19 protein-coding genes are annotated in these 23,501 nt (G+C 64.7%); 8 read left to right on the top strand and 11 right to left on the bottom strand.

Annotated features, from left to right (window positions below):
* Positions 1-19: 19 nt before the first annotated feature.
* The 11 genes from BTN82_RS22440 to edd all read right to left on the bottom strand — a co-directional run bounded on the left by BTN82_RS22440 (position 20) and on the right by edd (position 13,576).
* Positions 20-892 carry a D-hexose-6-phosphate mutarotase gene (locus tag BTN82_RS22440; RefSeq protein WP_075121273.1) on the bottom strand — a complete coding sequence of 291 codons (873 nt, stop codon included), beginning with the start codon at positions 890-892 and terminating at the stop codon, positions 20-22.
* A gap of 143 nt (positions 893-1,035) precedes the next feature.
* Positions 1,036-2,385, bottom strand: a complete 1,350-nt coding sequence (locus tag BTN82_RS22445; protein WP_075121274.1) for a carbohydrate porin — start codon at positions 2,383-2,385, stop codon at positions 1,036-1,038.
* Between the two features lie 98 nt (positions 2,386-2,483).
* Complete coding sequence (locus BTN82_RS22450; RefSeq protein ID WP_075121275.1) at positions 2,484-3,644, bottom strand: ABC transporter ATP-binding protein; 1,161 nt, start codon at positions 3,642-3,644, stop codon at positions 2,484-2,486.
* Positions 3,645-3,647: 3 nt separating this feature from the next.
* Positions 3,648-4,493: a carbohydrate ABC transporter permease gene (locus tag BTN82_RS22455; protein ID WP_075121276.1), complete on the bottom strand. Its 846-nt coding sequence runs from the start codon at positions 4,491-4,493 to the stop codon at positions 3,648-3,650.
* Positions 4,486-5,394, bottom strand: coding sequence for a carbohydrate ABC transporter permease (locus BTN82_RS22460; protein WP_075121277.1), 909 nt, complete (start codon positions 5,392-5,394; stop codon positions 4,486-4,488). The genes BTN82_RS22455 and BTN82_RS22460 overlap by 8 nt, the downstream gene beginning before the upstream one ends.
* 167 nt (positions 5,395-5,561) lie before the next feature.
* Positions 5,562-6,869, bottom strand: a complete 1,308-nt coding sequence (locus BTN82_RS22465) for an ABC transporter substrate-binding protein (RefSeq protein ID WP_075121278.1) — start codon at positions 6,867-6,869, stop codon at positions 5,562-5,564.
* 176 nt (positions 6,870-7,045) lie between these two features.
* Positions 7,046-8,299 (bottom strand): AGE family epimerase/isomerase, encoded by a 1,254-nt coding sequence (locus BTN82_RS22470; protein WP_075121279.1) that lies wholly within the window; start codon positions 8,297-8,299, stop codon positions 7,046-7,048.
* A 222-nt stretch (positions 8,300-8,521) separates the two neighbouring features.
* Positions 8,522-9,949: an ATP-binding protein gene (locus BTN82_RS22475; RefSeq protein WP_222610226.1), complete on the bottom strand. Its 1,428-nt coding sequence runs from the start codon at positions 9,947-9,949 to the stop codon at positions 8,522-8,524.
* Positions 9,950-9,980: 31 nt separating this feature from the next.
* Positions 9,981-10,712, bottom strand: coding sequence for a response regulator (locus BTN82_RS22480; RefSeq protein WP_075121281.1), 732 nt, complete (start codon positions 10,710-10,712; stop codon positions 9,981-9,983).
* A gap of 84 nt (positions 10,713-10,796) precedes the next feature.
* On the bottom strand, positions 10,797-11,753 hold the full coding sequence (locus BTN82_RS22485) for a glucokinase (RefSeq protein ID WP_075121282.1): 957 nt from the start codon (positions 11,751-11,753) through the stop codon (positions 10,797-10,799).
* Complete coding sequence (edd, locus tag BTN82_RS22490) at positions 11,750-13,576, bottom strand: phosphogluconate dehydratase (protein WP_075121283.1); 1,827 nt, start codon at positions 13,574-13,576, stop codon at positions 11,750-11,752. The genes BTN82_RS22485 and edd overlap by 4 nt, the downstream gene beginning before the upstream one ends.
* A gap of 223 nt (positions 13,577-13,799) precedes the next feature.
* Between edd and gap the strand changes: the two genes are divergently transcribed.
* The 8 genes from gap to BTN82_RS22530 all read left to right on the top strand — a co-directional run bounded on the left by gap (position 13,800) and on the right by BTN82_RS22530 (position 23,383).
* The gene (gene gap / locus BTN82_RS22495) at positions 13,800-14,804 is read left to right on the top strand and encodes a type I glyceraldehyde-3-phosphate dehydrogenase (RefSeq protein ID WP_075121284.1); all 1,005 of its coding nucleotides are present in this window, start codon (positions 13,800-13,802) and stop codon (positions 14,802-14,804) included.
* 129 nt (positions 14,805-14,933) lie between these two features.
* Positions 14,934-15,398, top strand: coding sequence for a methylglyoxal synthase (locus BTN82_RS22500; RefSeq protein ID WP_075121285.1), 465 nt, complete (start codon positions 14,934-14,936; stop codon positions 15,396-15,398).
* A gap of 73 nt (positions 15,399-15,471) precedes the next feature.
* Entirely contained in the window at positions 15,472-15,990 is a 519-nt protein-coding gene (locus BTN82_RS22505; RefSeq protein WP_075121286.1) for an RNA polymerase sigma factor, read from the top strand.
* Between the two features lie 104 nt (positions 15,991-16,094).
* Entirely contained in the window at positions 16,095-17,075 is a 981-nt protein-coding gene (locus BTN82_RS22510) for a FecR family protein (RefSeq protein ID WP_075121287.1), read from the top strand.
* Between the two features lie 123 nt (positions 17,076-17,198).
* The gene (locus tag BTN82_RS22515; RefSeq protein ID WP_075121288.1) at positions 17,199-19,793 is read left to right on the top strand and encodes a TonB-dependent receptor; all 2,595 of its coding nucleotides are present in this window, start codon (positions 17,199-17,201) and stop codon (positions 19,791-19,793) included.
* 132 nt (positions 19,794-19,925) lie between these two features.
* Complete coding sequence (locus BTN82_RS22520; protein ID WP_075121289.1) at positions 19,926-20,534, top strand: biliverdin-producing heme oxygenase; 609 nt, start codon at positions 19,926-19,928, stop codon at positions 20,532-20,534.
* A gap of 112 nt (positions 20,535-20,646) precedes the next feature.
* Positions 20,647-21,048 (top strand): YbaN family protein, encoded by a 402-nt coding sequence (locus BTN82_RS22525; RefSeq protein WP_075121290.1) that lies wholly within the window; start codon positions 20,647-20,649, stop codon positions 21,046-21,048.
* Between the two features lie 196 nt (positions 21,049-21,244).
* Positions 21,245-23,383 carry a methyl-accepting chemotaxis protein gene (locus tag BTN82_RS22530; protein WP_075121291.1) on the top strand — a complete coding sequence of 713 codons (2,139 nt, stop codon included), beginning with the start codon at positions 21,245-21,247 and terminating at the stop codon, positions 23,381-23,383.
* Positions 23,384-23,501 lie beyond the last annotated feature (118 nt).

Below are 23,501 nucleotides of genomic sequence, written 5' to 3' on the forward strand. Positions count from 1 at the left end.
GCTTGCTCGCGATGGGCCCTCAAGCCCGAACGCCGACCTCGTTCCCCGCCCGCGCCTGCAAGCTCAAGTGCGCCCGCTCCCCCGGCGCCAGGCACAGGCTGTCGGTACCGCCCGCCGCCGCCTCGACGCAGACGAACCCGCACACCTCGCTCCAGCTCACCCCCAGCAACGGCCGGCTGCCCGGATGCCAGACCACGGTGTCGGCGGTGTCGCCGGTATCGATGCGCAACTCGCGCTGCCAGGCGTGGTCCTTGAGCTGCAATTCGCCCTCGTGCTGGAACACCCGCTGGCAGCCGCCATCGACCCGCAACTCGCCTGTCTGCCGGCACGCCTGGCGGTTCAACTGGTCGTAACCCTCGGCGCCGTCGAGCCCAGACAGCGCTACCTCACCAACGTCGCCAATACGCCAGTAAGCGTGCAAAGCCTGGCTCAGCTGGCACGGCAGGCTGTCCTGATGTTCGGTGCTCAGGCGCAGGTCCATGTGTTCGCCAAGGTGCGCATGCAGGTCGACCTGCCAGTCGCACAACTGCAATTGCCAGTGCAGGTAGACACCGTCGTCGTCGCTGCGGCTGTCGAGCAGCTTCCAGTCGATCAGCCGCGCCCAGCCATGAGACGGCCAGGCGTTTTCGCTCGGGTGACGGCCATACCAGGGCCAGCACACCGGTACCCCGCCACGGATCGCCCCGACTTGCGGCCACTTCGCCGCGCACCACAGCCAGGGCTTCTGCCCGGTCGGCTGGAAATGCAGCAACTGCGCGCCCTGGCGACTGAACACCGCCTGGCACAGCGGGTGGTCGATCACCAACACATCGCGCATCTGATACCGCTCCCAGGCGAAGGTCGGGCGCTCGCGCAAGGATCTGAAAAAGCGTTGCAGCGGCTGCTCATGCATGGGCCACGGTCCTGAAAATCATTGCTGTCTCGATATTCGTCATGCGGCCACAAGGAACGAATTCGCCCCCTGCAAAAAAAAGCGGATAGCCAGGGCCATCCGCGAAAATGCGCACACAGAAGGAGGAGCTTATAGCAACAGCGTTAGAACACCGACTGAATTTTCAGGCCGGCCACCAGGGCGTTGTCGACTTCATCCACACCGCCTGGATGGGTGATGTATTGCAGGTTGGGGCGCACGGTCAGCCAGTTGGTGACATGGAAGCCGTAGTTGATTTCGTAGTTGTACTCGGTCTCGCGGATCGGCGAGAAACTCACATCGTCGTAGTTGCTGACGCCGTTGGCCTGGTTGAGCAACTCGGCGTTTTTCTTCACGTCGTCGTTGACATGGATACGGGCGAAACCGATGCCCACGTCGTCCTTGGGACGGGCGTCGAACGGCCCCTTGTACACCAGCATCAGCGACTGATAGTTGTCGATGAAGTTGGTGTCCTTGTCGTGGAACGTGGCGTTGGCCGCAATATTCAGGCCGCGCGAGGCATCGCCGTTGTGAGTGGTCAACTGCTGCTGCGCGACGAACCAGTAGCCGTGCTTGCTGCTGTGCTCGCGGTAGGCGTCGCCGGTGAGGGCGGCGTCCTGGCCATTGACGTCTTCGCGCACGTCGCTGGCATCGGCGGTGCTCTTGTAGTAACCGACGCGGTATTCGCCCGGCAGGTTGTTGACCTTCGGCGACCAGACCAGTTCGACCGGCAACACGGTGCCCTTGGTGCCGCTGCCGCTGAGCTTGAAGCCGTTGCCCATCTCGGTTTGCGACGGGTTCTGGTTGTAGGCGCCGATCTGCGCGTACAACTCAGGCGTGATGTGGTACTTCACCCGCAACGCGGCCTGGCTGACGGGCCAGTTGTACCAGATGTTGGTCGCCCAGTTGCCCACCTGGGAGCCGCAGAACGCCAGGTTCTGGAAGTCGCAGGGGAAGGTGTTGAAGTCTTCGCCTTCGCCGAAGTAACCGGCCTTGACGTCCAGCTTGCCGTCGAGGAACTGGTGCTGGATCCACAGTTGGGTCAGACGCACCATGTGGCCACGGCCGTAGACTTCCTGGGACGAACTCAGGGTGCCTGCACGCGGGTCGCCGATGCGGTCGTTGGAGATGTTTTCGCCGTTACGGTTGGTCAGCTGGATCTTGGCCTGGGTGTTGTCCCAGCCCCAGAGTTTTTCCAGGTCCAGCGCCACGCCCAGGCCGAACTGGTCGCTGTAGCGTCCGGTCTTGTCGTCGTTGTAGCCGCCGTGCAGGTTGGCGCCCATCTCGCCGACGTAGTCGGCCTTGATGTCGATACCCTGCTCGATCAGCTTGGTCCGCTCGCCACCCCAGTCGCCGGTCATCCATTTCGAGTCGGCGCCGAATGCCTCGTCGGCGTGCGCGCTACCGGCCAGGGTCATTGCCGCAATCGCAGACAACTGGCAGATCAAGCGTGCGTTGGTGCTGTTCTTTTTCATCCCTACATCCTCGTCTTTATTGTTATTAACTGTTTTTCTCTAACGCGGTTTACACCCTTTGCGACGGATGACAGGCCATCCGCCACGCACTCAGTGATTCAACGCCCCTTGAACTGCGCCACGTTGTCGGCGCGGGCCTCGGCTTGCGCAGGGGCCGCAACACCCAGGCGCTCGCCACTCTTGGCATCGAACAGCAAGACCTTGGCCGGATCGAATTGCAGGGTCAGGGTTTCGCCGCCCTGCGGCGCCACATCCGGCGCCAGGCGGCAGCAGACCTTGGTGCCATTGAGTTCGACGAACACCAAGGTGTCGGGACCGGTCGGCTCGGTGACCTGGACCTCGGCGCGCAGGGTCGGCAGGCCGTTGCTTTCGCCGGTCGCCAGGGCAATCTGTTCCGGACGGATGCCGAGGATCACTTCGCGGTCCTCAAGGCCCGCTTCCTGGGTGCCCAGGGGCAGCTCGCAACGCGCCTGGCCGCTGTCCAGCAGGGCCAGCAAACGGCCGTCCTTGCGCTGCAGACGCAGGGGGATGAAGTTCATCGGCGGCGAACCGATGAAGCTCGCCACGAACAGGTTGGCCGGGTCGTTGTAGATCTGCTTCGGGGTGCCGAACTGCTGGATGATGCCGTCCTTCATCACCGCCACCTTGTCGCCCAGGGTCATGGCTTCGATCTGGTCGTGGGTGACGTAGACCGTGGTGGTCTTCAGGCGCTGGTGCATCAGTTTCATTTCGGTGCGCATCTCGACCCGCAGCTTGGCGTCGAGGTTCGACAACGGCTCGTCGAACAGGTAGATCTTCGGCCGCCGCGCCAGGGCCCGGCCCATGGCCACGCGCTGTTGCTGGCCGCCGGAGAGCTGGCCGGGCTTGCGGCCGAGCAAATGCTCGATCTGCAGCAGCTTGGCGACGCGCGCCACTTCCTCGTCGATCTCGGCGGCCGGCATCTTGCGGATCTTCAGGCCGAAGGCGATGTTGTCGCGCACGCTCATGGTCGGGTACAGCGCGTAGGACTGGAACACCATGGCGATGTCACGATCCTTGGGGCTCATGCCGCTGATGTCGGCGTCGTCCACCAGGATCGCCCCGCCGCTGATGTTCTCAAGGCCCGCGATGCAGTTCATCAGGGTGGATTTGCCGCAGCCCGAGGGCCCCACGAGAATCAGGAACTCGCCGTCGTCGATCTTCAGCTCGATGTTCTTCAGGGTGTCCGGCAAGCCGCTGCCGTAGGTCTTGTTGACGTTGCGTAATTCGAGAGTTGCCATCTGTTACCCCTTGACCGCGCCGGACGTCAGCCCACGCAGGAAATACTTGCCAGCGAATATGTAGACCAGCAGTGTCGGCAGCCCGGCGATCATCGCCGCCGCCATATCAACGTTGTATTCCTTGGCCCCGGTGCTGGTGTTGACCAGGTTGTTCAGGGCCACGGTGATCGGCTGCGCGTCGCCGCTGGCGAACACCACGCCGAACAGGAAATCGTTCCAGATCTGGGTGAACTGCCAGATCAGGCAGACCATGATGATCGGCACCGACATCGGCAGCAGGATCTTGCCGAAGATGGTGAAGAAGCCCGCGCCGTCCAGGCGCGCGGCCTTGACCAGGGCGTCCGGGATGCTCACGTAGTAGTTGCGGAAGAACAGCGTGGTGAACGCCAGGCCGTAGACCACGTGCACCAGCACCAGGCCGCTGGTGGTGTTGGCCAGGCCGAACTTGCCGAGGGTGAAGGACGCCGGCAGCAGTACGGTCTGGAACGGCAGGAAGCAGCCGAACAGCAACAGGCCGAAGAACAGCTGCGAGCCGCGAAAGCGCCACATCGACAACACGTAGCCGTTCATGGCGCCGACGAAGGTCGAGATGATCACCGCCGGCACGGTGATCTTCACCGAGTTCCAGAAGTAGCCGCCCACGGTGTCCCAGGCCTTGATCCAGCCGATGCCGTCGATCACGGTCGGCCAGCTCAGCAGGTTGCCGGTACGGATGTCTTCCGGGGTCTTGAAGCTGGTCAGCAGCATCACCACCAGCGGTACCAGGTACACCGCCGCGGCCAGCAGTAGGGTGGCGTAGATGGCGATACGGCTGAAGTTCAGCGCCGGTTTTCCGAGCGGGTTAGTCATGGCGCTTGCCTCGCAGTTCCGAGTACAGGTACGGCACCAGGATGGTCAATACCGCCCCCAGCATCAGCATGGCGCTGGCCGAGCCGATGCCCATCTGCCCGCGGCTGAAGGTGAAGGAATACATGAACATCGCCGGCAGGTCGGAGGAGTAGCCTGGGCCACCGGCGGTCATCGCCGCCACCAGGTCGAAGCTCTTGATGGCGATGTGCGCGAGGATCATGAAGGCGCTGAAGAACACCGGGCGCAGGCTCGGCAGGACGATCTTCAGGTAGATGGTCGGCAGGCTCGCGCCGTCGACCTGGGCGGCGCGGATGATCGACTGGTCGACGCCGCGCAAGCCCGCGAGGAACATCGCCATGACAAAGCCCGAGGCCTGCCACACGGCGGCGATCACCAGGCAGTACACCACCCGGTCCTGATCCACCAGCCAGTCCAGGCGAAAGCCTTCCCAGCCCCAGTCGCGGAGCATCTTGTCCAGGCCCAGGCCGGGGTTGAGCAGCCATTTCCAGGCGGTGCCGGTGACGATCATCGACAGCGCCATGGGGTACAGGTACACGGTGCGGATAAAGCCTTCCTTGCGGATGCGCTGGTCCAGCAGTACCGCGAGGAACACCCCGAGCACCAGGCTGATGCCGATGAACATGCCGCCGAACAGCGCCAGGTTCTTGCTCGCCACCCACCAGCGATCGTTGTCCATCAGGCGCAGGTATTGCTGCAGGCCGACCCACTTGTAGCTCGGCATGAAGCTGGAATTGGTGAAGGACAGAATGAACGTCCAGATGATGTAACCGTAAAAACCGACCAGGACGATCAGCATGCTTGGCGCCAGGACCAACTTGGGGAGCCAGCGCTGCAGCGCGTCGAACGGTGAGGCTTTGCTGAAAACCGCCACAGAGCTCATCGGGATAATCCAATTCGAAGAAATGAGTAACTGTAGGAGCGAGGCTTGCCCGCGATTGCGGACTGACATTCAACACTCATGTCGACTGGTGCACCGCCTTCGCGGGCAAGCCTCGCTCCTACAGGGGAGATCGGGAACGGCCGCGGGCAAGCCCGCGGCGTTCTGACTTACTGGGCAGCCTTGACGGCCGATGCCAGCTGCGCACTGGCCTTGGCCGGGTCCGCGTCCTTGTCGTTCATGAAGTTGGTCACCACATCGAAGATCGCGCCCTGCACGGCCAGGGACGTGGCCATGTTGTGCGCCATGCTCGGTTGCAGGCCGCCGGTCTTGTCGTCAGCCAGGAAGTCCTTGGCCGCCGCCTGGGCGCAGGAATCGAAGCCTTGCGCGGCCATGTCGTTGAGCATGTCGGTACGCACCGGGATCGAACCCTTGTTGATGCTGAAGACCTTCTGGAAGTCCTTGCCCAGGGCGACCTTGGCCAGGTCCTGCTGCGCGGCGATATCGCCTTTGCGATCGGCCTTGAGCTTGAACACCGCCAGGGAGTCGATGTTGTAGGTGAAGGCCTTGTCGGTGCCCGGGAAAGCCACGCACTGGTAGTCCTGGCCGGCGACTTTCTTCGCCGCGGTCCACTCGCTCTTGGCCCAGTCGCCCATCATCTGCATCCCGGCCTTGCCGTTGATGACGTCGGCGGCGGCGATGTTCCAGTCGCGCCCGGCGCGGTTCGGGTCCATGTAGCCGGTGATCTTCTTCAGCTCGGTGAAGGCCTTGGTCATCTCCGGGCCGGCGAGGGTTTTCTGGTCCAGGTCGACCAGGGCTTTCTTGTAGCCGTCGGCGCCCATGACCGAGAGCACCACGTCTTCGAACACGGTGCTGTCCTGCCATGGCTGGCCGCCGTGGGCCAGGGCGATGAAACCGGCGGCCTTGAGCTTGTCGCCGGCGGCATAGAACTCTTCGAGGGTGGTCGGGGCCTTGTCGATCCCGGCTTTCTTGAACACTTGCGGGTTGATCCACAGCCAGTTGACGCGGTGGATGTTCACCGGCACGGCGACATAGTCGCCTTCATACTTCACGGTGTCGGAGACTTTCTTGGACAGCAGGCCGTCCCAGTTTTCCGCCTTGGCCACGTCTTTCAGGGTATCGGTGCTGAGCAGGCCGGTGCTGCCCCACTCCTGGATGTCCGGGCCCTTGATCTGCGCAACGCCCGGCGGGTTGCCGGACACCGCGCGGCTTTTCAGCACGGTCATGGCCGTGGCACCGCCACCGCCGGCGACGGCGCCGTCTTTCCAGGTGAAACCGTCTTTTTCGACTTGGGCCTTGAGCACATCGACCGCAGCCTTTTCGCCGCCGGAAGTCCACCAGTGGACGACTTCCACGGAGCCCTTGGCGTCGGCGGCAACGGAAACGAGAGGGAATGCACTGAGGGGGAACAACGAGGCAACGGAAATGACAGCAGCGAGACGAGAAATCGCATTCATCGAAGATGTACCTTTCTTGTTGTTATGCATGCAAGTCTGGAGCTTGCGCTGCATAGGATTTTAAACAGAGGCTCTACCCGCGCAGGTAACGAACAGCCGCGCGAATGTCACCGCATGGTTACATAACCTGCAGTCTAGAGGGCCTGCTGACCTTTGGTGACGGCCGCCACCAAAGGTCAACAGACCCTCGACACCTGCGCCAAGGCCGAAGCCATGCTCGGCGCCAGCGGCAAGCGCGGAATCAGCACGGCCTGCCAGGCGTGATACAGGTCCGGCTTGCCGGCCCAGATCTCGGCGCCGGGTTTGTTGGCGCTGTCCAGTTCGTGGTGCCAGCTGCCGTGCACGGGGTCGATGAAGTGCTCGGCGATGAACTCCCAGAAGCGTCGATACCAGGTTTCGTATTGCTCATCGCCAGTGCGTTGCAGCAGGGCGCTGGCCGTCGCGCTGGCTTCAGCGTGGGTCCAGTGCAGGCGCTGGCGCACCACGGGGCGCTGCTGCCAGTCCAGGGTGTAGACGATGCCCGGCGCGCCATCGACGTCCCAGGCATCGCGGCAGGCGTTGTCGAAGAGTTTCTGCGCGTCCGTCAGCAGCCAGCCGGGCGTGAGCATGCCGGCCTGGCAGCGCGCGGCTTCCAGGTGCAACAACAGCCGCGCCCACTCGAAGGCGTGCCCGGGGGTGGTGCCGTAGGGGCGGAAACCGTCGGCCGGGTGCTCGCGGTTGTAGTCCGGCAGCGGCTGCCACTGACGGTCGAAATGCTCGACCACCCGGTACTCGCCAGCGGCGGCCTGCTGATGGATGACCCGCTCGACGATATGCAGGGCGCGGCTGAGCCAGCGCGGGTCCTGGGTGACGTCGGCCAGGGCGAGGAAGGCCTCGGTGGCGTGCATGTTGCTGTTGGCGCCGCGATAGGCCTCTTCCTCGCTCCAGTCGCGGTTGAAGGACTCACGCATGGCGCCCTCCTCCTCGCTCCAGAAATACGTGTCGATGACCCGGATCGCCTCCGCCAGCAACGCCTCGGCGCCGGGGCGCTGCGCCACCACCGCGGAACTCGCCGCCAGGGCAACGAAGGCATGCAGGTAGGCCGCCTTGCCGCTGTTGCCGTCGCCATGCTCGGGGGCGGCGAACCAGCCGCCGTACTCGGCATCGCGCAGCGCGCCGTTGAGCGCGGCAATGCCGTGGTCCACCAGCGCGGCGTAACCGGGCAAACCCTGGATATGGGCCATGGCGAAACTGTGGGTCATGCGCGCGGTGTTCATGGTGCCGGCCCGGGCGTCGGCCGGCAGGCGTCCGCGCTCGTCGAGGTCGCCGAAGCCCTCGGGCAGCTTCGATGCGCGGGCGAAGGCCAGCAGGCGCTGGCCTTCGCTGGCCAGCCATTGCTGATGGGCAGGCGCATTCAGCCAACTGCTGAACGTCAGGGGAATAAGGTTCATGGCGGACCTGTTGTTGTTTTTATCAAGGGCTTGAGTCTAAACAACGGGTTCGCCCGGGCAGGTAACGAAACTCACAGGAAATGTCACCAACCCGTGACAAAACACCGGGCTTCTGTAGGAGCGAAGCTTGCTCGCGAAAAACGTCAACGATGACACGGTGTGGTTGAACGAGCGCCGCTGCGCGGCTATCGCGGGCAAGCCTCGCTCCTACAGGAGATCTGTTCAATCCATGGAACGCGGCAGGTACAGGGTCACGCGCAGGCCGCCTTCGCGCAGGTTTTGCAGGCTGACTTCGCCGCCGTGGCTGTGGGCGATGTTGCGCGCGATGCCCAGGCCCAGGCCGTAGCCCTGCTGCTGGCCGGACAAGCGAAAGTGCGGCTCGAACACCTGTTCCAGGCGTTGCTCCGGCACGCCCGGGCCTTCGTCGTCGACGTGCAGGATGAAGGCGCTGGCGTCGTCCTCGATATGCAGGTGGGCGTTCTGCCCGTACTTCAGCGCGTTGTCGATCAGGTTGCCCATGCAGCGCTTGAGCGCCAGGGGCTTGCCCGGATACGGCGCCAGCGCCCGCCCCTGCTGGGTCACCCGGCCGTTGCCGTTGGGCGCCACATAAGGCTCCACCAGGCAGTCGAGCACCTGGTTGAGGTCCACCGGTTCGATGTTCTCGTGAATGTCGGTGTCCTTGACGCATTGCAGCGCGCCCTTGACCAGCAACTCCAGCTCGTCGAGGTCGCGGCCGAACTTGGCCTGCAATTGCTCGTCTTCCAGCAGCTCGACCCGCAACCGCAAGCGGGTGATCGGCGTGCGCAGGTCGTGGGAAATGGCGCTGAACAACTGGCTGCGTTCGGTCAGGTAACGGCTGATGCGCTCGCGCATGGCGTTGAAGGCGCGACCGACTTCCACCACCTCGCTGCCGCCGCCCTCGGCCACCGGCTGCACGTCGGCGCCCAGGGACATGTCCCGCGCGGCCCGCGCCAGGCGCTTGAGCGGCCGGCTCTGCCAATGCACCAGCAGGCCGATGAACAACAGCAGGAAGCTACTGGTGAGCACGATGAACCACACCTGCTGCGCCGGCAGCCCCTGCTCTTCGAGGCTGGTGTAGGGCTCGGGCAACAGCGAGGCGATGTACAGCCACTCGCCCGGCGCCATCTGGATCTGCGTGACCAGCACCGGCGGGTTCACCGGTTCCAGGGTCAGCGCGTAGTGCGCCCAGGAACGCGGCAGTTCGTCGAGCTTCAGGCCGCCGTTGAAGATCCGCAGGTCGCCGGGGCTGACGAACGTCACCGAGATGTAGGCGTCGTTACCCAGGGATTGGCGCAACACTTCCTCCACCGCCTTGAGCACCGCCTGCTTGCGCGGGGTGATGGGCAGCACTTCCATGCCCAGCGGCTTGTCGTTGAGGGTCACCACAAAACGCGTGCCGCCCATGCTGCGCAACTGGTCGAGCACCAGCGGCCGGTAAGCCACCGGCAGCGAACGAAAGTAACTGACGCTGGCGGTCATCGAATGGGCCAGGCTGCGGGCGCTGGTGACCAGGCCTTCGAGCTGGGTGGCGCGCAATTGCGAAACCCAGATCACGCTGGACAGGGCCTGGGCGAACAACACCGCCAGCAGCGTCAGCAGCAGCATCCGCCCCAGCAGCGAACGCGGCACCGGTACCCGCGCCAGCCACGGTCGCAGGAACTCAGAGCGCATTGCCGGCAACCACGTTGGCCGCCAACTGGTAACCGCTGCCGCGTACGGTGCGGATCAACCGCGGCGGCTTGTCGGTGTCGCGCAGACGCTGGCGCAGGCGGCTGACCGCCATGTCGACGATGCGGTCCAGGGGCATCAGGTCGCGCCCGCGGGTGGCATTGCCGATGGTGTCGCGGTCGAGGATTTCCTGGGGATGATCGAGGAACAGCTTGAGCAGGGCGAAGTCGGCGCCGGAGAGGATCACTTCCTCGCCGTCGTTGTGGAACAGCCGGTGGCTGACCATGTCCAGGCGCCACTCGTCGAAGCACAGCACCTCGCCGCCGGCACGCTCCTGGCCGAATTGCGCGCGGCGCAACAGGGCCTTGATCCGCGCCTGCAATTCGCGGGGGCTGAAGGGTTTGCCCAGGTAGTCGTCGGCGCCGAGTTCAAGGCCGATGACCCGGTCGGCTTCGTCGGAACTGGCGGTGAGCATGATGATCGGCACCTGGCCCACCCGCGGGTGCTGGCGAATCCAGCGGCACAGGCTGAAGCCGTCTTCGTCCGGCAGCATCACGTCGAGGATCACCAGGTCGCTGGGCGCCTCGTTCAGCGCCTGGCGAAAGCCGGCGCCGTCGGGCGTGCTGCGCACCTGGAAGCCGGCCCGGCTGAGGTAGGTCTCCAGCAGCTCGCGTATTTCCTGATCGTCATCCACCAACAAGATCGACTTACTGACTGAACTCACGCGGGCCGTCCTTTGTTGTTATGAATGGGGCCGGAATTATGCCTTACGGATCAGCAAAACGTGGTGTTCCACAGGCCCACGCAATCAGGCAAGCGCCTGCTCCAGCGCCACCCCGGCGCCGGTCAGGCCCGAATACGGCGCGGTCACCAGCCACACCGGAATGCCCTTGAAGTAATCGCTCATGCAGCCCTTGTCGGCAAAACAACGGGCGAAACCGCTCTCGACGAAAAAGTCGGCGAACCGCGGAATCACGCCGCCGACGATGTACACGCCGCCGCGCCCGCCGGTGGTCAGCACGTTGTTGCCTGCCACCCGGCCCAGCCAGCAGCAGAACTGCTCCAGCACTTCCAGGGCGATGGGGTCGCCGGCCAGCCCGGCGGCGGTGATCGCTTCCGGGGTATCGAGCAGCGGCGCATGCCCGTCCACCGCGCAGATCGCCCGGTACAGGCGCGGCAGGCCGCCGCCGCTGAGGGCCGTCTCGGCGCTGACATGGCCGATCTCGCTGTAGAGGTGTTGCCACAGCTGGGTTTCCCGCGGGCTGCTCAGCGGCAGGTCGACATGCCCGCCCTCGCCCGGCAGCGCGGCCCAGCGGCCTTCGCCCAGATCCAGCAAGGTGCCGACACCCAGGCCCGTGCCCGGGCCGATCACCACCGCCGGGCGCAACGGCTCGGCGGCGCCTTCGCAGACCACCCGGAACTCGCCCGGCTGCAACCGGGTCATGCCCAGGGCCATGGCCGAGAAATCGTTGACCAGCAGCAGCTCGTCGACCTGCAAGGTCTTGCAGAACGCCGCGCGGCTCAGGCGCCAGTGATTATTGGTAAAACGGAATTCGTCGCCGCCGACCGGGCCGGCCACCGACAGGCACACCGCGCCGATCGCCCCCGGCGCCAGGCCCAGCCCGCCCAGGTAGACGCCGATGGCTTCTTCCGGGCTGGCGTGGTCCGCCGTCGCCAGCACCTGGATCGACTCCAGGCGCTGGTCTTTCCACAACGCAAAACGCGCATTGGTTCCACCAATGTCACCGACCAGCGCTAACTTCACTTAAGGTTCTCCAGGGCAGAGGTAAAGGCGCTGGCGCCCTGCTCCGCCGAGCTGAAAGCCATACGCATGAAACCGAACAATTCGCGGCCGCTGCCGACATTGTTGCCCAACAGGCCCTGGGCCGGTTCGCGGGCGGCGAATTCGTCGGCGTCTACCTTAAGCTCCAGCACGCCCTTTACGCCATCCACTCGAATGATGTCGCCGTCGCGCACCCGCGCCAGCGCGCCGCCGACCTGGGCTTCGGGGCTGACGTGGATCGCCGCCGGGATCTTGCCCGAGGCCCCGGACATGCGCCCGTCGGTGACCAGCGCGACCTTGAAGCCGCGATCCTGCAACACGCCGAGGAACGGCGTCATCTTGTGCAGCTCCGGCATGCCGTTGGAACGCGGGCCCTGGAAGCGCATCACCGCGACGAAATCCTTCTCCAGCTCGCCGGCCTTGAACGCGTCGGCCAGGTCTTGCTGGTCCTGGAACACCACGGCCGGCGCTTCGACGATCTGATGCTGCAAGGCCACGGCCGAGACTTTCATCACCCCGCGCCCGAGGTTGCCTTCCATCACCCGCAAGCCGCCTTCCGGCGAGAAGGCCCGGGCCACCGGGCGCAGGATGTTTTCGTCGAGGCTTTCGATCGGGCCGTCGCGCCACACCAGCTTGCCGTTGTCCAGGAAAGGTTCCTGGGTGTAGCGGCTCAGGCCGCGGCCGGCCACGGTGTTGACGTCTTCGTGGAGCAGGCCGGCCTCGAGCAGTTCGCGGATCAGGAACGCCATGCCGCCGGCGGCCTGGAAGTGGTTGATGTCGGCCTTGCCGTTCGGATAGACGTGGGACAGGGTCGGCACCACCTCGGAGAGGTCGGCCATGTCCTGCCAGGTCAACTGGATGCCCGCGGCCTGGGCGATCGCCGGCATGTGCAGGGTGTGGTTGGTCGAGCCGCCGGTGGCGTGCAGGGCAACGATGGAGTTGACCAGCGAACGTTCGTCGACGATCTCGCCGATCGGCGTGAAGTTGCCGCTCTGCTTGGTCAGGCGGGTGACCTGCTGCGCCGCCTCATGGGTCAGCGCGTCGCGCAACGGCGTGTAGGGGTTGACGAAGGAAGCGCCCGGCAAGTGCAGGCCCATGACTTCCATCAGCAACTGGTTGGTGTTGGCGGTGCCGTAGAAGGTACAGGTGCCGGGGCTGTGGTAGGACTTCATCTCCGACTCCAGCAGCTCTTCGCGGCTCGCCTTGCCTTCGGCGTAACGCTGGCGCACGTCGGCCTTTTCCTTGTTGGAAATGCCCGACGGCATCGGCCCGCCCGGGACGAAGATGGTCGGCAGGTGGCCGAAGCGCAGCGCGCCCATCATCAGGCCCGGGACGATCTTGTCGCAGATGCCGAGCATCAGCGCGGCGTCGAACATGTTGTGGGACAACGCCACCGCGGTGGACAGCGCGATCACCTCGCGGCTCGGCAGGCTCAGCTCCATGCCGGCTTCGCCTTGGGTCACGCCGTCGCACATGGCGGGCGTGCCGCCGGCGAACTGGCCGACCGAGCCCATTTCGCGCAGGGCCTTCTTGATCTGTTCCGGAAAGTGCTCGTACGGCTGGTGCGCCGACAGCATGTCGTTATATGACGAAACAATTGCCACGTTGGCGGCGTTCATCATGCGCAGGCTGTGCTTGTCTTCGGAACCGCAGCCGGCGACGCCGTGGGCGAAGTTCGCGCATTGCAGCTTGCCCCGCTGCGGGCCGTCGCTGGCCGCGCCGCGGATCAGGGCGAGATAAGCCTCGCGAGTGGCGCGGCTGCGCACGACAAGCCGTTCGGTGACCTCAAGAACGCGGGGATGCATGGGTAGAACTCCAGGCTAACGGATGTGGCGACCTGTTTGTCTATGCTGATCAAAACGCCCGCCGCACAGGGGATGGCAGTGGGTTTCTTGACCATGTGGACCAGTTGATTCAGGTCACTCGTTGTAGATAAAACAAAATATTGCCACCAAAAAGTCTTGTTTTCTATTTTTTTGCGAATAATCTTGTAATTCCAACAACAAAACTACGGCAGGCGCTTTTCTAATGACTCTACGAATCGCAATCAATGGTTTTGGCCGCATCGGCCGCAACGTCCTGCGCGCACTTTATACCCAAGGCTATCGTCAGGATCTGCAGATCGTCGCCATCAACGATCTGGGTGACAGCTCGATCAATGCCCACCTGCTCAAATACGACACCGTCCACGGCACCTTCGACGCCGACGTCCAGCACGACCAGGAAAGCCTGACCGTCAACGGCGACCGGATCGCCGTCAGCGCCATCCGCAACCCGGCCGAACTGCCCTGGGCCGCCGAGAAGATCGACGTGGTGTTCGAATGCACCGGCCTGTTCACCGACCGCGCCAAGGCCGCCGCCCATCTCAGCGCCGGCGCGCGCAAGGTGATTATCTCCGCCCCGGCCAAGGGCGCCGACGCCACCGTGGTGTACGGCGTCAACCACGACATCCTGCGCCAGTCGCACCAGATCATTTCCAACGCCTCGTGCACCACCAACTGCCTGGCGCCGGTGGCCCAGGTGCTGAACCGCGAGCTGGGCATCGAAAGCGGGCTGATGACCACCATCCACGCCTACACCAACGACCAGAACCTGACCGACGTCTATCACAGCGACCCGTACCGCGCGCGCTCGGCCACCCAGAACATGATCCCGAGCAAGACCGGCGCGGCCGAAGCCGTGGGCCTGGTGCTGCCGGAACTGGCGGGCAAGCTGACCGGCATGGCGGTACGGGTGCCGGTGATCAACGTCTCGCTGGTGGACCTGACCGTGCAGCTCAAGCGCGACACCACCAGCGAAGAGGTCAACGCCCTGCTCAAGAGCGCCAGCCAGCACTCGAAGATCCTCGGCTACAACACCCTGCCGCTGGTCTCCAGCGACTTCAACCACAACCCGTTGTCGTCGATCTTCGACGCCAACCACACCAAGGTCAGCGGCGGCAAGCTGCTCAAGGTCCTGGCCTGGTACGACAACGAGTGGGGCTTCTCCAACCGCATGCTGGATAACTGCCTGGCCTTGTGCAACGCCGAATAAGAAGGCGACCGGCGACGCAGGAGCGGCCGCAGGCTGCGATCTTTTGAACTTCAACCTGGAGCTTCAAGCGCACAAAGATCGCAGCCTCGGCTGCTCCTGCTGGTTCTATCGGTGCAGGAGCGGCAACCCATGATCGGTATCAGCTTCACCCAGGCCACCATGCCCGCGCGCAAGCGCATCGCCCTGGTGGCCCACGACCACTGCAAAAGCTTCTTGCTCGACTGGGCCGAACGGCAACAGGAGCGGCTCGCCCGGCACGAACTGCTGGCCACCGGCACCACCGGCCTGCTGCTGCACAAGCGCCTGGGCCTGCCGGTGGAAAGCATGATCAGCGGCCCGCTGGGCGGCGACCAGCAGCTCGGCGCGCGGATCGCCGAGCAGCGGGTGGACATGCTGGTGTTCTTCTGGGACCCCTTCGAGCCCCAGCCCCACGATCCCGATATCAAGGCCCTGCTGCGGGTCGCGGCGGTGTGGAATATCCCGGTGGCCTGCAACGAATGCAGCGCCGACTACCTGCTTGCCAGCCCGCTGATGGACCAGGCGCACACCTACCGGATCCCGGACTACCCGGCCTACCTCGGCGCGCGGCAATAATTCACGAAGGACTTGACCAAGCACGTAGATGATAAGCATTATCATCTGCTGAAAAAATCAGCCAGGTCCCGCTGTGAGCCAATCGCACTTCAATCATGTCTTTCTCGCCCAGCGGGTTTCGCTGCTGCGTACCCTGGAGCGGATGGTCAACAACCACAGCACCGCCGAGGACCTGTTGCAGGAAACCTACCTGCGGGTGACCCGCGCGCTGAGCGAACGGGCCATCGACCACCTTGAACCCTTCGTGTTCCAGACCGCCCGCAACCTGGCGCTCGACCACCTGCGCTCACGGCGCATCCAGGCCCGCACCGTGCTCGAGGACGTGCCCCTGGACGTGGTCGAAAGCGTTGCCGCGCCCCTGAGCAGCGCCGAGGATGCCGCCCATGCCGAACAGTTGCTGGAACGCCTGAACATGAGCCTTGCCCAACTCAGCCCGCGCCAACAGCAGATCTTCATCCTCAGCCGCCTGCACGGCCACAGCTACCTGGAGATCGCCGAGAAACTCGACGTCTCCCAGAGCACCGTGCAAAAGGAACTGAAGCTGATCATGGCCATCTGCATCGGCGTCGCCGAGCGTTTGAACGGTCATTGAGAGCACGCCGGGCGGGCGTCAGCCGCGGCCCTTTGTTACCCTTGACCGCCCTGCGCTCTCCATCTAAAAAAACAGCCGTGCACAGACACAGCCGAGGAACACCCGTGACGGACACCCACAGCAACCGGCCGACCGCCCAGGACGGGGAAACGCCCGCTGGCACTCTGGCCCAAGCCATGGACCAGGCCCTGGACTGGCTGATCCTGCTGGAGAACCCGAGCCCCGAACAGACCCGGCAATTTCACCTCTGGCTGAACGCCTCGCCCCTGCACGCCGAAGCGTTCGACAAGGCGCAGGCGATCTGGAACGGCCCGCAGATTGCCCGCTGCGCGCAAAGCCTGAGCGCGAAAAAGGCCAAGGTCGGCGTCCTCGCGCGCCTGCGCCCGCACTGGCGGCCGCTGGCCACTGCCGCGGTGCTGATCCTCGGTCTGTTCAGTTTCAGCAACCTGCCGCTGCGCTTGCAGGCCGACCACCTGACCGTGGTCGGCGAACGCCAGCGCCTGCAACTGGAAGACGGCTCGAAAGTCCTGCTCAATACCAATTCGGCGTTCTCCAGCACCATCGACGAACGCCAGCGCGTGGCCCGCCTGTACCAGGGCGAAGCCTTCTTCGAGATTCCCGCCAGCCGCAGCCAGCCGCTGGAACTGGACGCCGGCCCGGTGCGCGCCAGCGTGCGCGATACCGCCTTCGCCGTGCGTTACCTGGACGGCGTGGCCCAGGTGCGGGTGCAGCGCGGCGACGTCGACCTGCGCGCCACCCATGACGATGCCCGGGTGCGCCTGTCGGCCGGCGAGAGCATCCGCATCGGCCCCAACGGTTTCGACCTTCCGGCCCGGCTCGACCCGGCCAAGGACCTGGCCTGGGTCCAGGGCCGGCTGGTGTTCGAGAACTGCCCGCTGAACCAGGTGCTGGCCGAACTGCGCCGTTATTACCCGGGCTGGATCATCAACACCAACGAGCGCCTGGCCGACGTCGCCGTCACCGGCAACTACCGCCTCGACCAGCCGCTGGACGTGGTGCGTTCGCTGGCTCACATCACCTCGGCGCGGCTGCAGGAATTTCCCGCCCTGGTGATTCTCAACTAGAACGCATTTATTTTTACGCGATCGCTACCGGTCGTACGTCTCGTTATAGCCAATGCAATTGATTCGCATTAAAGATGGCGAATCAGCACCTATAAAAGATTCGTGCGACACGGAGCACTATCGATGTCCTCTCGCCTCAACAGCCGGTCCGCTTCACCTTCCCGCCAGGCTCGCCTGCAGAACTGCACGCTGTCGCTGCTGACCGCCGCCATCCTGCTGGCCGGCGCCCAGGCCGCGCCGGTCATGGCCGCCACCGCCGGGGCCCAGCCGACGCGCAACATGGGCGACTACAGCTTCGCCATCGAGCAGCAGCCGCTGGTCTCGGCGCTGAATGCCTTTACCGCCGTCACCGGCTGGCAGGTCGGCCTGCCGGCGGAACTCGGCGAAGGCATCGCGTCGCCGGGCGTACGCGGCTCGCTGCCAGCGGAGAAAGCCCTGGACCGCCTGCTGATGGGCACCAACCTGAGCTACCGCAAGCTGGGCAACAACAATATCGTCCTGGAAAAGCGCGCCAGCGGCGGCGCCCTGAACCTGCAACAGGTGACCATCAGCGCCACGCGCCAGGAACAGGACATCAATAGCGTCCCGAGCACCGTGACCGTCCACGACCGCCAGGACCTGGACCGCAACAACGTCAACACCATCAAGGAACTGGTGCGCTACGAGCCCGGTGTTTCGGTCGGCGGCGCCGGCCAGCGCGGCGGCATCAGCGGCTACAACATCCGCGGCATCGACGGCGACCGCATCCTGACCCAGGTCGACGGCGTCGAGATTCCCAACAGCTTCTTCAACGGCCCCTACGCCAAGACCCAGCGCAACTACGTCGACCCGGAAATCATCAAGCGCGTGGAAATCCTCCGCGGTCCGGCCTCGGTGCTGTACGGCAGCAACGCCATCGGCGGCGCGGTCAGCTACTTCACCCTCGACCCGGACGACATCATCAAGCCTGGCCAGGACGTCGGCGCCCGCCTGAAGACCGGCTACAGCTCGGCGGACGACAGCTGGCTGAAATCCGCCACCGTGGCCGGGCGCAGCGGCGAGTTCGACGGCTTGCTGCACTTCAGCCAGCGCGACGGCCACGAAACCGAATCCTACGGCAGCAACAACGGCACCGGGCTGGCCCGCACCGCCGCCAACCCGGAAGACGTGCGCACCACCAACGTGCTGGCCAAGGCCGGCTGGAACTATGCCGACGACGCACGCCTGGGCCTGACCTACGAGAAGTACAAGGACGACCGCGACACCAACCAGAAAAGCGCCGTGGGCGGCCCGTTCAACGCCGGCCAGCCGCTGGGCATGTACCGTTCGCGCACCGGTAACGACACCATCACCCGCGAGCGCTTCGGCCTGGAAAACAACTTCGCGCTCGACAGCCTGGTGGCCGACCACGTCAAGTGGAGCCTGAACTACCAGATCGCCAAGACCGACCAGAGCACCCTGGAAAATTACTTCCCGTTCACCCGTAACGTCATGCGCAGCCGCGAAACCCTCTACGAAGAGAAGCAGTGGGTCTTCGACGCCCAGGCCGACAAGGCCTTCGCTATCGGTGAAACCGAGCACCTGCTGACCTACGGCACCACTATCAAGCAGGAAAAGGTCACCGGCTCGCGCAGCGGCAGCGGCACGTGCCTGGCCGTCGGCCGCGGTTGCACGGCGGTCGGCGCCATCAGCCCGGCCGACGTGCTGAAGAAGTCCAGCGACTTCCCGGACCCGACCATCAACACCTACAGCCTGTTCGCCCAGGACCAGATCAGCTGGAACAAGTGGACCTTCCTCCCCGGCCTGCGCTACGACTACACCCAGCTCAAGCCGCACGTGACCCAGGAGTTCCTCAACACCGTGGCCGCGGACGGCCGGGGTACCGTGAGCGACGAGAACAAGACCTGGCACCGGGTCTCGCCCAAGTTCGGCCTGACCTACGCCCTGAGCGACCAGTACACCTGGTACGGCCAGTACGCCGAAGGCTTCCGTACCCCGACCGCCAAGGCGCTGTACGGCCGCTTCGAGAACAACACCACCGGTTACCGCGTGGAGCCGAACTCGAACCTCAAGCCGGAGAAAAGCCAGAGCTACGAGACCGGCCTGCGCGGCAACTTCGAGTCGGGCAACTTCGACGTGGCGGTGTTCTATAACAAGTACCGCGACTTCATCAACGAAGACGCCGTGACCCCGGGCTACGACGAGCTGACGTTCCAGAGCAACAACATCAAGCACGCCACCATCAAGGGCGTGGAACTCAAGGGCCGGCTCAACCTCGACACCTTCGGCGCGCCGCAGGGCCTGTACACCCAGGGTTCGGTGGCCTATGCCTACGGTCGCAACAACGACACCGGCGAGCCGCTGAACGCGGTCAACCCGCTGACCGGCGTGTTCGGCCTGGGCTACGACCAGGACAACTACGGCGCCTTGCTGAGCTGGACCCTGGTGAAGAAGAAGGACCGCGTCGACGACAGCACCTTCAAGACCCCGGACGGCACCAGCAGCCAGTTCAAGACCCCAGGCTACGGCGTGCTCGACCTGACCGGTTTCTACAAGGTCACCGACGACGTCACCGTCAGCGCCGGCGTCTACAACCTGGCCGACAAGAAGTACTGGCTGTGGGATGACGTGCGCGGCTACGACAGCGTCGGCGAAGCCGCCGTGCTCAGCCCGGCCAACCTCGACCGCCTGACCCAGCCGGGTCGCAACTTCGCGGTCAACCTGATCTGGGATATCTGATCGTGCCCGCCTCACTGCGCTTTTTCCGCGGCGCAGTGAGGATTTTTTACTGTGCCGCGTCTACTTGTTCGTCTAGTTAGCAAATGACTCTCATTTAAGTAGCCCCATTTTCATTTTCCCAAGGACATCGTCATGACCGCCCAGGATTCCACCCAGCGCCCGAGCCTGCGCTCCCAGCGTCTGAACCAGATCACCCACGAACCCCATGCCAAGCTCGACGCCCTGGTCAAGGCCCACGCGCCGTTCGAGAGCGCCAGCAGCTTTGCCCGCTTCGTCGTCGCCCAGTACCTGTTCCAGTCCGAGCTGGTGGCGCTGTACAACGACCCGGCGCTGATCGCCATCGTCCCGGACCTGGCCGAGCGCTGCCGCGCCGACGCGGCCAAGGCCGACCTCGCTGACCTGGACACCGAAGTCCCGGCCCCGGTGGCCGGCGCCGTCAGCCACCCAAGCAAGGCCGAAGCCCTGGGCTGGATCTTCGTTTCCGAAGGTTCCAAGCTCGGCGCCGCGTTCCTGATCAAGCGCGCCGTAGGCCTGGGCCTCAGCGAAACCTTCGGTGCCCGCCACCTGGGCGAGCCGGCCGGCGGTCGCGCCGAGGGTTGGAAAACCTTCACCCGCATCCTCGACGGCATGGAATTCAGCGCCGAAGAAGAAGCCGCGGCGGAAAAAGGCGCGCTGGATGCCTTCAACCGGTTTACCGTATTGCTGGAAAAGGCCTACGACACCGCACCCGAGCTGGCCTGACATTTTGATCGCGAGCCAGCTCGCTCCTACACAGGGATCGCCTTGAACCTGTAGGAGCGAGCTGGCTCGCGATAGCCGTCCCACCGTCCTGAAGCCCGCCACCATCGAACCCATGACCGGTACAACCCGCTCTCCGTCCAAAGCCTCCCGCCTGTTCTTCGGTTGCCTGGCGTACGTCAGCCTGGCCATCGGCCTGATCGCTATCGTCGTACCGGGTCTGCCAACCACCGAATTCGTGCTCCTGGCCGCCTGGGCCGCGACCAAAAGCTCGCCGCGCCTGAGCGCCTGGATGGAAAACCACCGCCTGTTCGGCCCGATCCTGAGCAACTGGCGCAACGGCCGGATCATCAGCCGTCGGGCCAAGGTCAGCGCCACGGTGAGCATGCTGCTGTGCGCCACCCTGATGCTGAGCCTGCTCAACCATCACTGGAGCCTGTACCTGGCGCTGGCCGGCATGGGCCTGGGCAATCTGTGGATCTGGTCGCGCCCGGAGGCTCTGGCCCAGGCCTCCTGAGCGCAATCACGCTGCCGGCGCCCGCTGGCCGGCACTCGGGGCGTCCTCCCGTGTATGTCAAACAGATGACCGTTCATCAGATTTTTCTCAGGCAAATGCAGACCAAGCCGATGTTCCGGGCATGGCGCTGAATGGACTTGGCGACTCGAGTCAATCGACTCACTGCTCATCACCTACCCATTCGCGAGATCGCCCCATGTTCGACTCTCTGTCCATTCGCCTGAAAATCGTGCTGCTGTCCGGACTGTGCCTGCTCGGCGTGGTGGGTCTGATCGTCGGGATGAACATCTACCAGACCAACCAGAACGATCGGTTGGTCAGCAGCTCCAGTACGCGAATGCTCACCGACAGCGTGCAGAACCTGCTGCAGGCCCGGGCCGCCGAACAGGCGGTGCGCGTGCAGAAAACCTTTGGCGAAAGCCTGCTGGTGATCACTGCCCTCGCCGATCAGGTCAGCGACCTGCGGGCCATGGCCGGCAAGCGCTCGCTGGACGCCGCGACGCTGCGCGAAGAACTCAACCACAGCCTGAAAACCGCCTTCGAGCGCAACACCAAGGTGCTGGGCATCTGGCTCGCCTACGAACCCAACGCCCTCGACGGCAAGGACAGCGAGTTCGCCAACGACGCCGGCCGCGCCTCCAACGAGGCCGGGCGCTTCGCCAGCTACTGGAGCCGCGCCGGCGGCACCGGGCTGAATACGATGATGGTCGAAGAGGACATGAACAAGACCACCCTGAGCCTCAGCGGCACGCCGTACAACAGCTGGTACACCTGCCCGCGCGACAACAAGCGCAGCTGCCTGCTGGACCCCTACGCCGACACCGTGGGCGGCAAGCTGATGCTGATGACCACCATTTCCCTGCCGCTGATCGTCGACGGCAAAGTCATCGGCGTGGTCGGCGTGGACATCGCCCTGGACTCCCTGCAAGCCGCGGCCGTCGATTCCCAGCGCGGGCTGTTCGACAGCGCCGGGCACATGCTGATCGTCGCCGGCAGCGGCGTCCTCGCTGCCTACAGCAACGACCCGGCCAAGGTTGGCAAGAACATCGCCGACACCCTCGGCGCTGAAGGCAAGGAGGTCCTGCAACAGCTGGGCGGCGCGGCGCCGAAAGTGCTCAAGCAGGGCGACCTGATCCGCGCCGTGTACCCGGTCAGCCCGATTGCCGATGCCCGCCCCTGGGGCGTGGTGATCGACCTGCCGGAACAGGTGTTGCTGGCCGACTCGGTGAAGCTCCAGGCGGTCCTCGACGACGCCCAGACCCAAGGCACCCTGGTGTCCCTGCTGGTGGCCGCGATCGCTGGTGTGGTTGGCCTGCTGCTGATCTGGCTGACCGCCTCCGGCGTGACCCGGCCGATCAACAGCGTCGCGCAGATGCTCAAGGCTATCGCCAGCGGCGACGGCGACCTGACCCAGCGCCTGAACTACACGAAGAAAGACGAACTGGGCGAACTGGTGAGCTGGTTCAACCGCTTCCTCGACAAGCTGCAACCGACCATCGCACAGATCAAGCAGAGCATCGTCGACGCCCGCGGCACCGCCGACCAGTCCTCGGAAATCGCCCGCCAGACCAGCGAAGGCATGCAGGTGCAGTTCCGCGAAATCGACCAGGTGGCCACCGCCTCCAACGAAATGAGCGCCACCGCCCACGACGTCGCCAACAGCGCCTCGAACGCTGCCAATGCCGCCCGCGGCGCCGACCAGTCGGCCAAGGATGGCATGACCATCATCGAGCGCAGCACCCGCGACATCAGCACCCTGGCCGATGAAGTCAGCAAGGCGGTGACCGAGGTCGAGGCCCTGGCGGTCAACAGCGAGCAGATCGGCTCGGTGCTGGAAGTGATCCGCAGCATTGCCGAGCAGACCAACCTGCTGGCCCTCAACGCCGCCATCGAAGCGGCGCGGGCCGGGGAAAGCGGCCGCGGCTTCGCCGTGGTCGCCGACGAAGTGCGCAACCTGGCCAAGCGCACCCAGGACTCGGTGGAAGAGATTCGCCAGGTGATCGAACGCATCCAGAGCGGCACCCGCGGCGTGGTGGCGACCATGCATTCGAGCCAGGCCCAGGCCCAGAGCAACGCCGGGCAGATCCAGCAAGCGGTGCAGGCCCTGGGCAAGATCAGCGACGCGGTCACCGTGATCAGCGACATGAACCTGCAGATCGCCAGCGCCGCCGAACAGCAGAGCGCGGTGGCCGAAGAGGTCAACCGCAACGTCTCGGCGATCCGCAGCGTGACCGAATCCCTGACCGAGCAGGCCACCGAATCGGCCCAGGTCAGCAGCCAGCTCAATACCCTGACCACCCAGCAGATGAAACTGATGGACCAGTTCCGCGTCTGACCCGCATCACCCCCTGTAGGAGCGAGCTTGCTCGCGATGAACCCGAAAGCGCCGCATTCAGCCAGTGAGTGCGCATCATCGTTGACGAGCATCGCGAGCAAGCTTCGCTCCTACAAAT

The sequence above is a fragment of the Pseudomonas chlororaphis genome (assembly GCF_001921865.1).
Taxonomy (GTDB): Bacteria; Pseudomonadota; Gammaproteobacteria; order Pseudomonadales; family Pseudomonadaceae; genus Aquipseudomonas; species Aquipseudomonas chlororaphis_D.

Coding starts and splice junctions, on each gene's coding strand:
- BTN82_RS22440 (WP_075121273.1), bottom strand. CDS start 892: ATGCATGAGCAGCCGCTGCAACGCTTTTTCAGATCCTTGCGCGAGCGC.
- BTN82_RS22445 (WP_075121274.1), bottom strand. CDS start 2,385: ATGAAAAAGAACAGCACCAACGCACGCTTGATCTGCCAGTTGTCTGCG.
- BTN82_RS22450 (WP_075121275.1), bottom strand. CDS start 3,644: ATGGCAACTCTCGAATTACGCAACGTCAACAAGACCTACGGCAGCGGC.
- BTN82_RS22455 (WP_075121276.1), bottom strand. CDS start 4,493: ATGACTAACCCGCTCGGAAAACCGGCGCTGAACTTCAGCCGTATCGCC.
- BTN82_RS22460 (WP_075121277.1), bottom strand. CDS start 5,394: ATGAGCTCTGTGGCGGTTTTCAGCAAAGCCTCACCGTTCGACGCGCTG.
- BTN82_RS22465 (WP_075121278.1), bottom strand. CDS start 6,869: ATGAATGCGATTTCTCGTCTCGCTGCTGTCATTTCCGTTGCCTCGTTG.
- BTN82_RS22470 (WP_075121279.1), bottom strand. CDS start 8,299: ATGAACCTTATTCCCCTGACGTTCAGCAGTTGGCTGAATGCGCCTGCC.
- edd (WP_075121283.1), bottom strand. CDS start 13,576: ATGCATCCCCGCGTTCTTGAGGTCACCGAACGGCTTGTCGTGCGCAGC.
- gap (WP_075121284.1), top strand. CDS start 13,800: ATGACTCTACGAATCGCAATCAATGGTTTTGGCCGCATCGGCCGCAAC.
- BTN82_RS22500 (WP_075121285.1), top strand. CDS start 14,934: ATGATCGGTATCAGCTTCACCCAGGCCACCATGCCCGCGCGCAAGCGC.
- BTN82_RS22515 (WP_075121288.1), top strand. CDS start 17,199: ATGTCCTCTCGCCTCAACAGCCGGTCCGCTTCACCTTCCCGCCAGGCT.
- BTN82_RS22520 (WP_075121289.1), top strand. CDS start 19,926: ATGACCGCCCAGGATTCCACCCAGCGCCCGAGCCTGCGCTCCCAGCGT.
- BTN82_RS22525 (WP_075121290.1), top strand. CDS start 20,647: ATGACCGGTACAACCCGCTCTCCGTCCAAAGCCTCCCGCCTGTTCTTC.
- BTN82_RS22530 (WP_075121291.1), top strand. CDS start 21,245: ATGTTCGACTCTCTGTCCATTCGCCTGAAAATCGTGCTGCTGTCCGGA.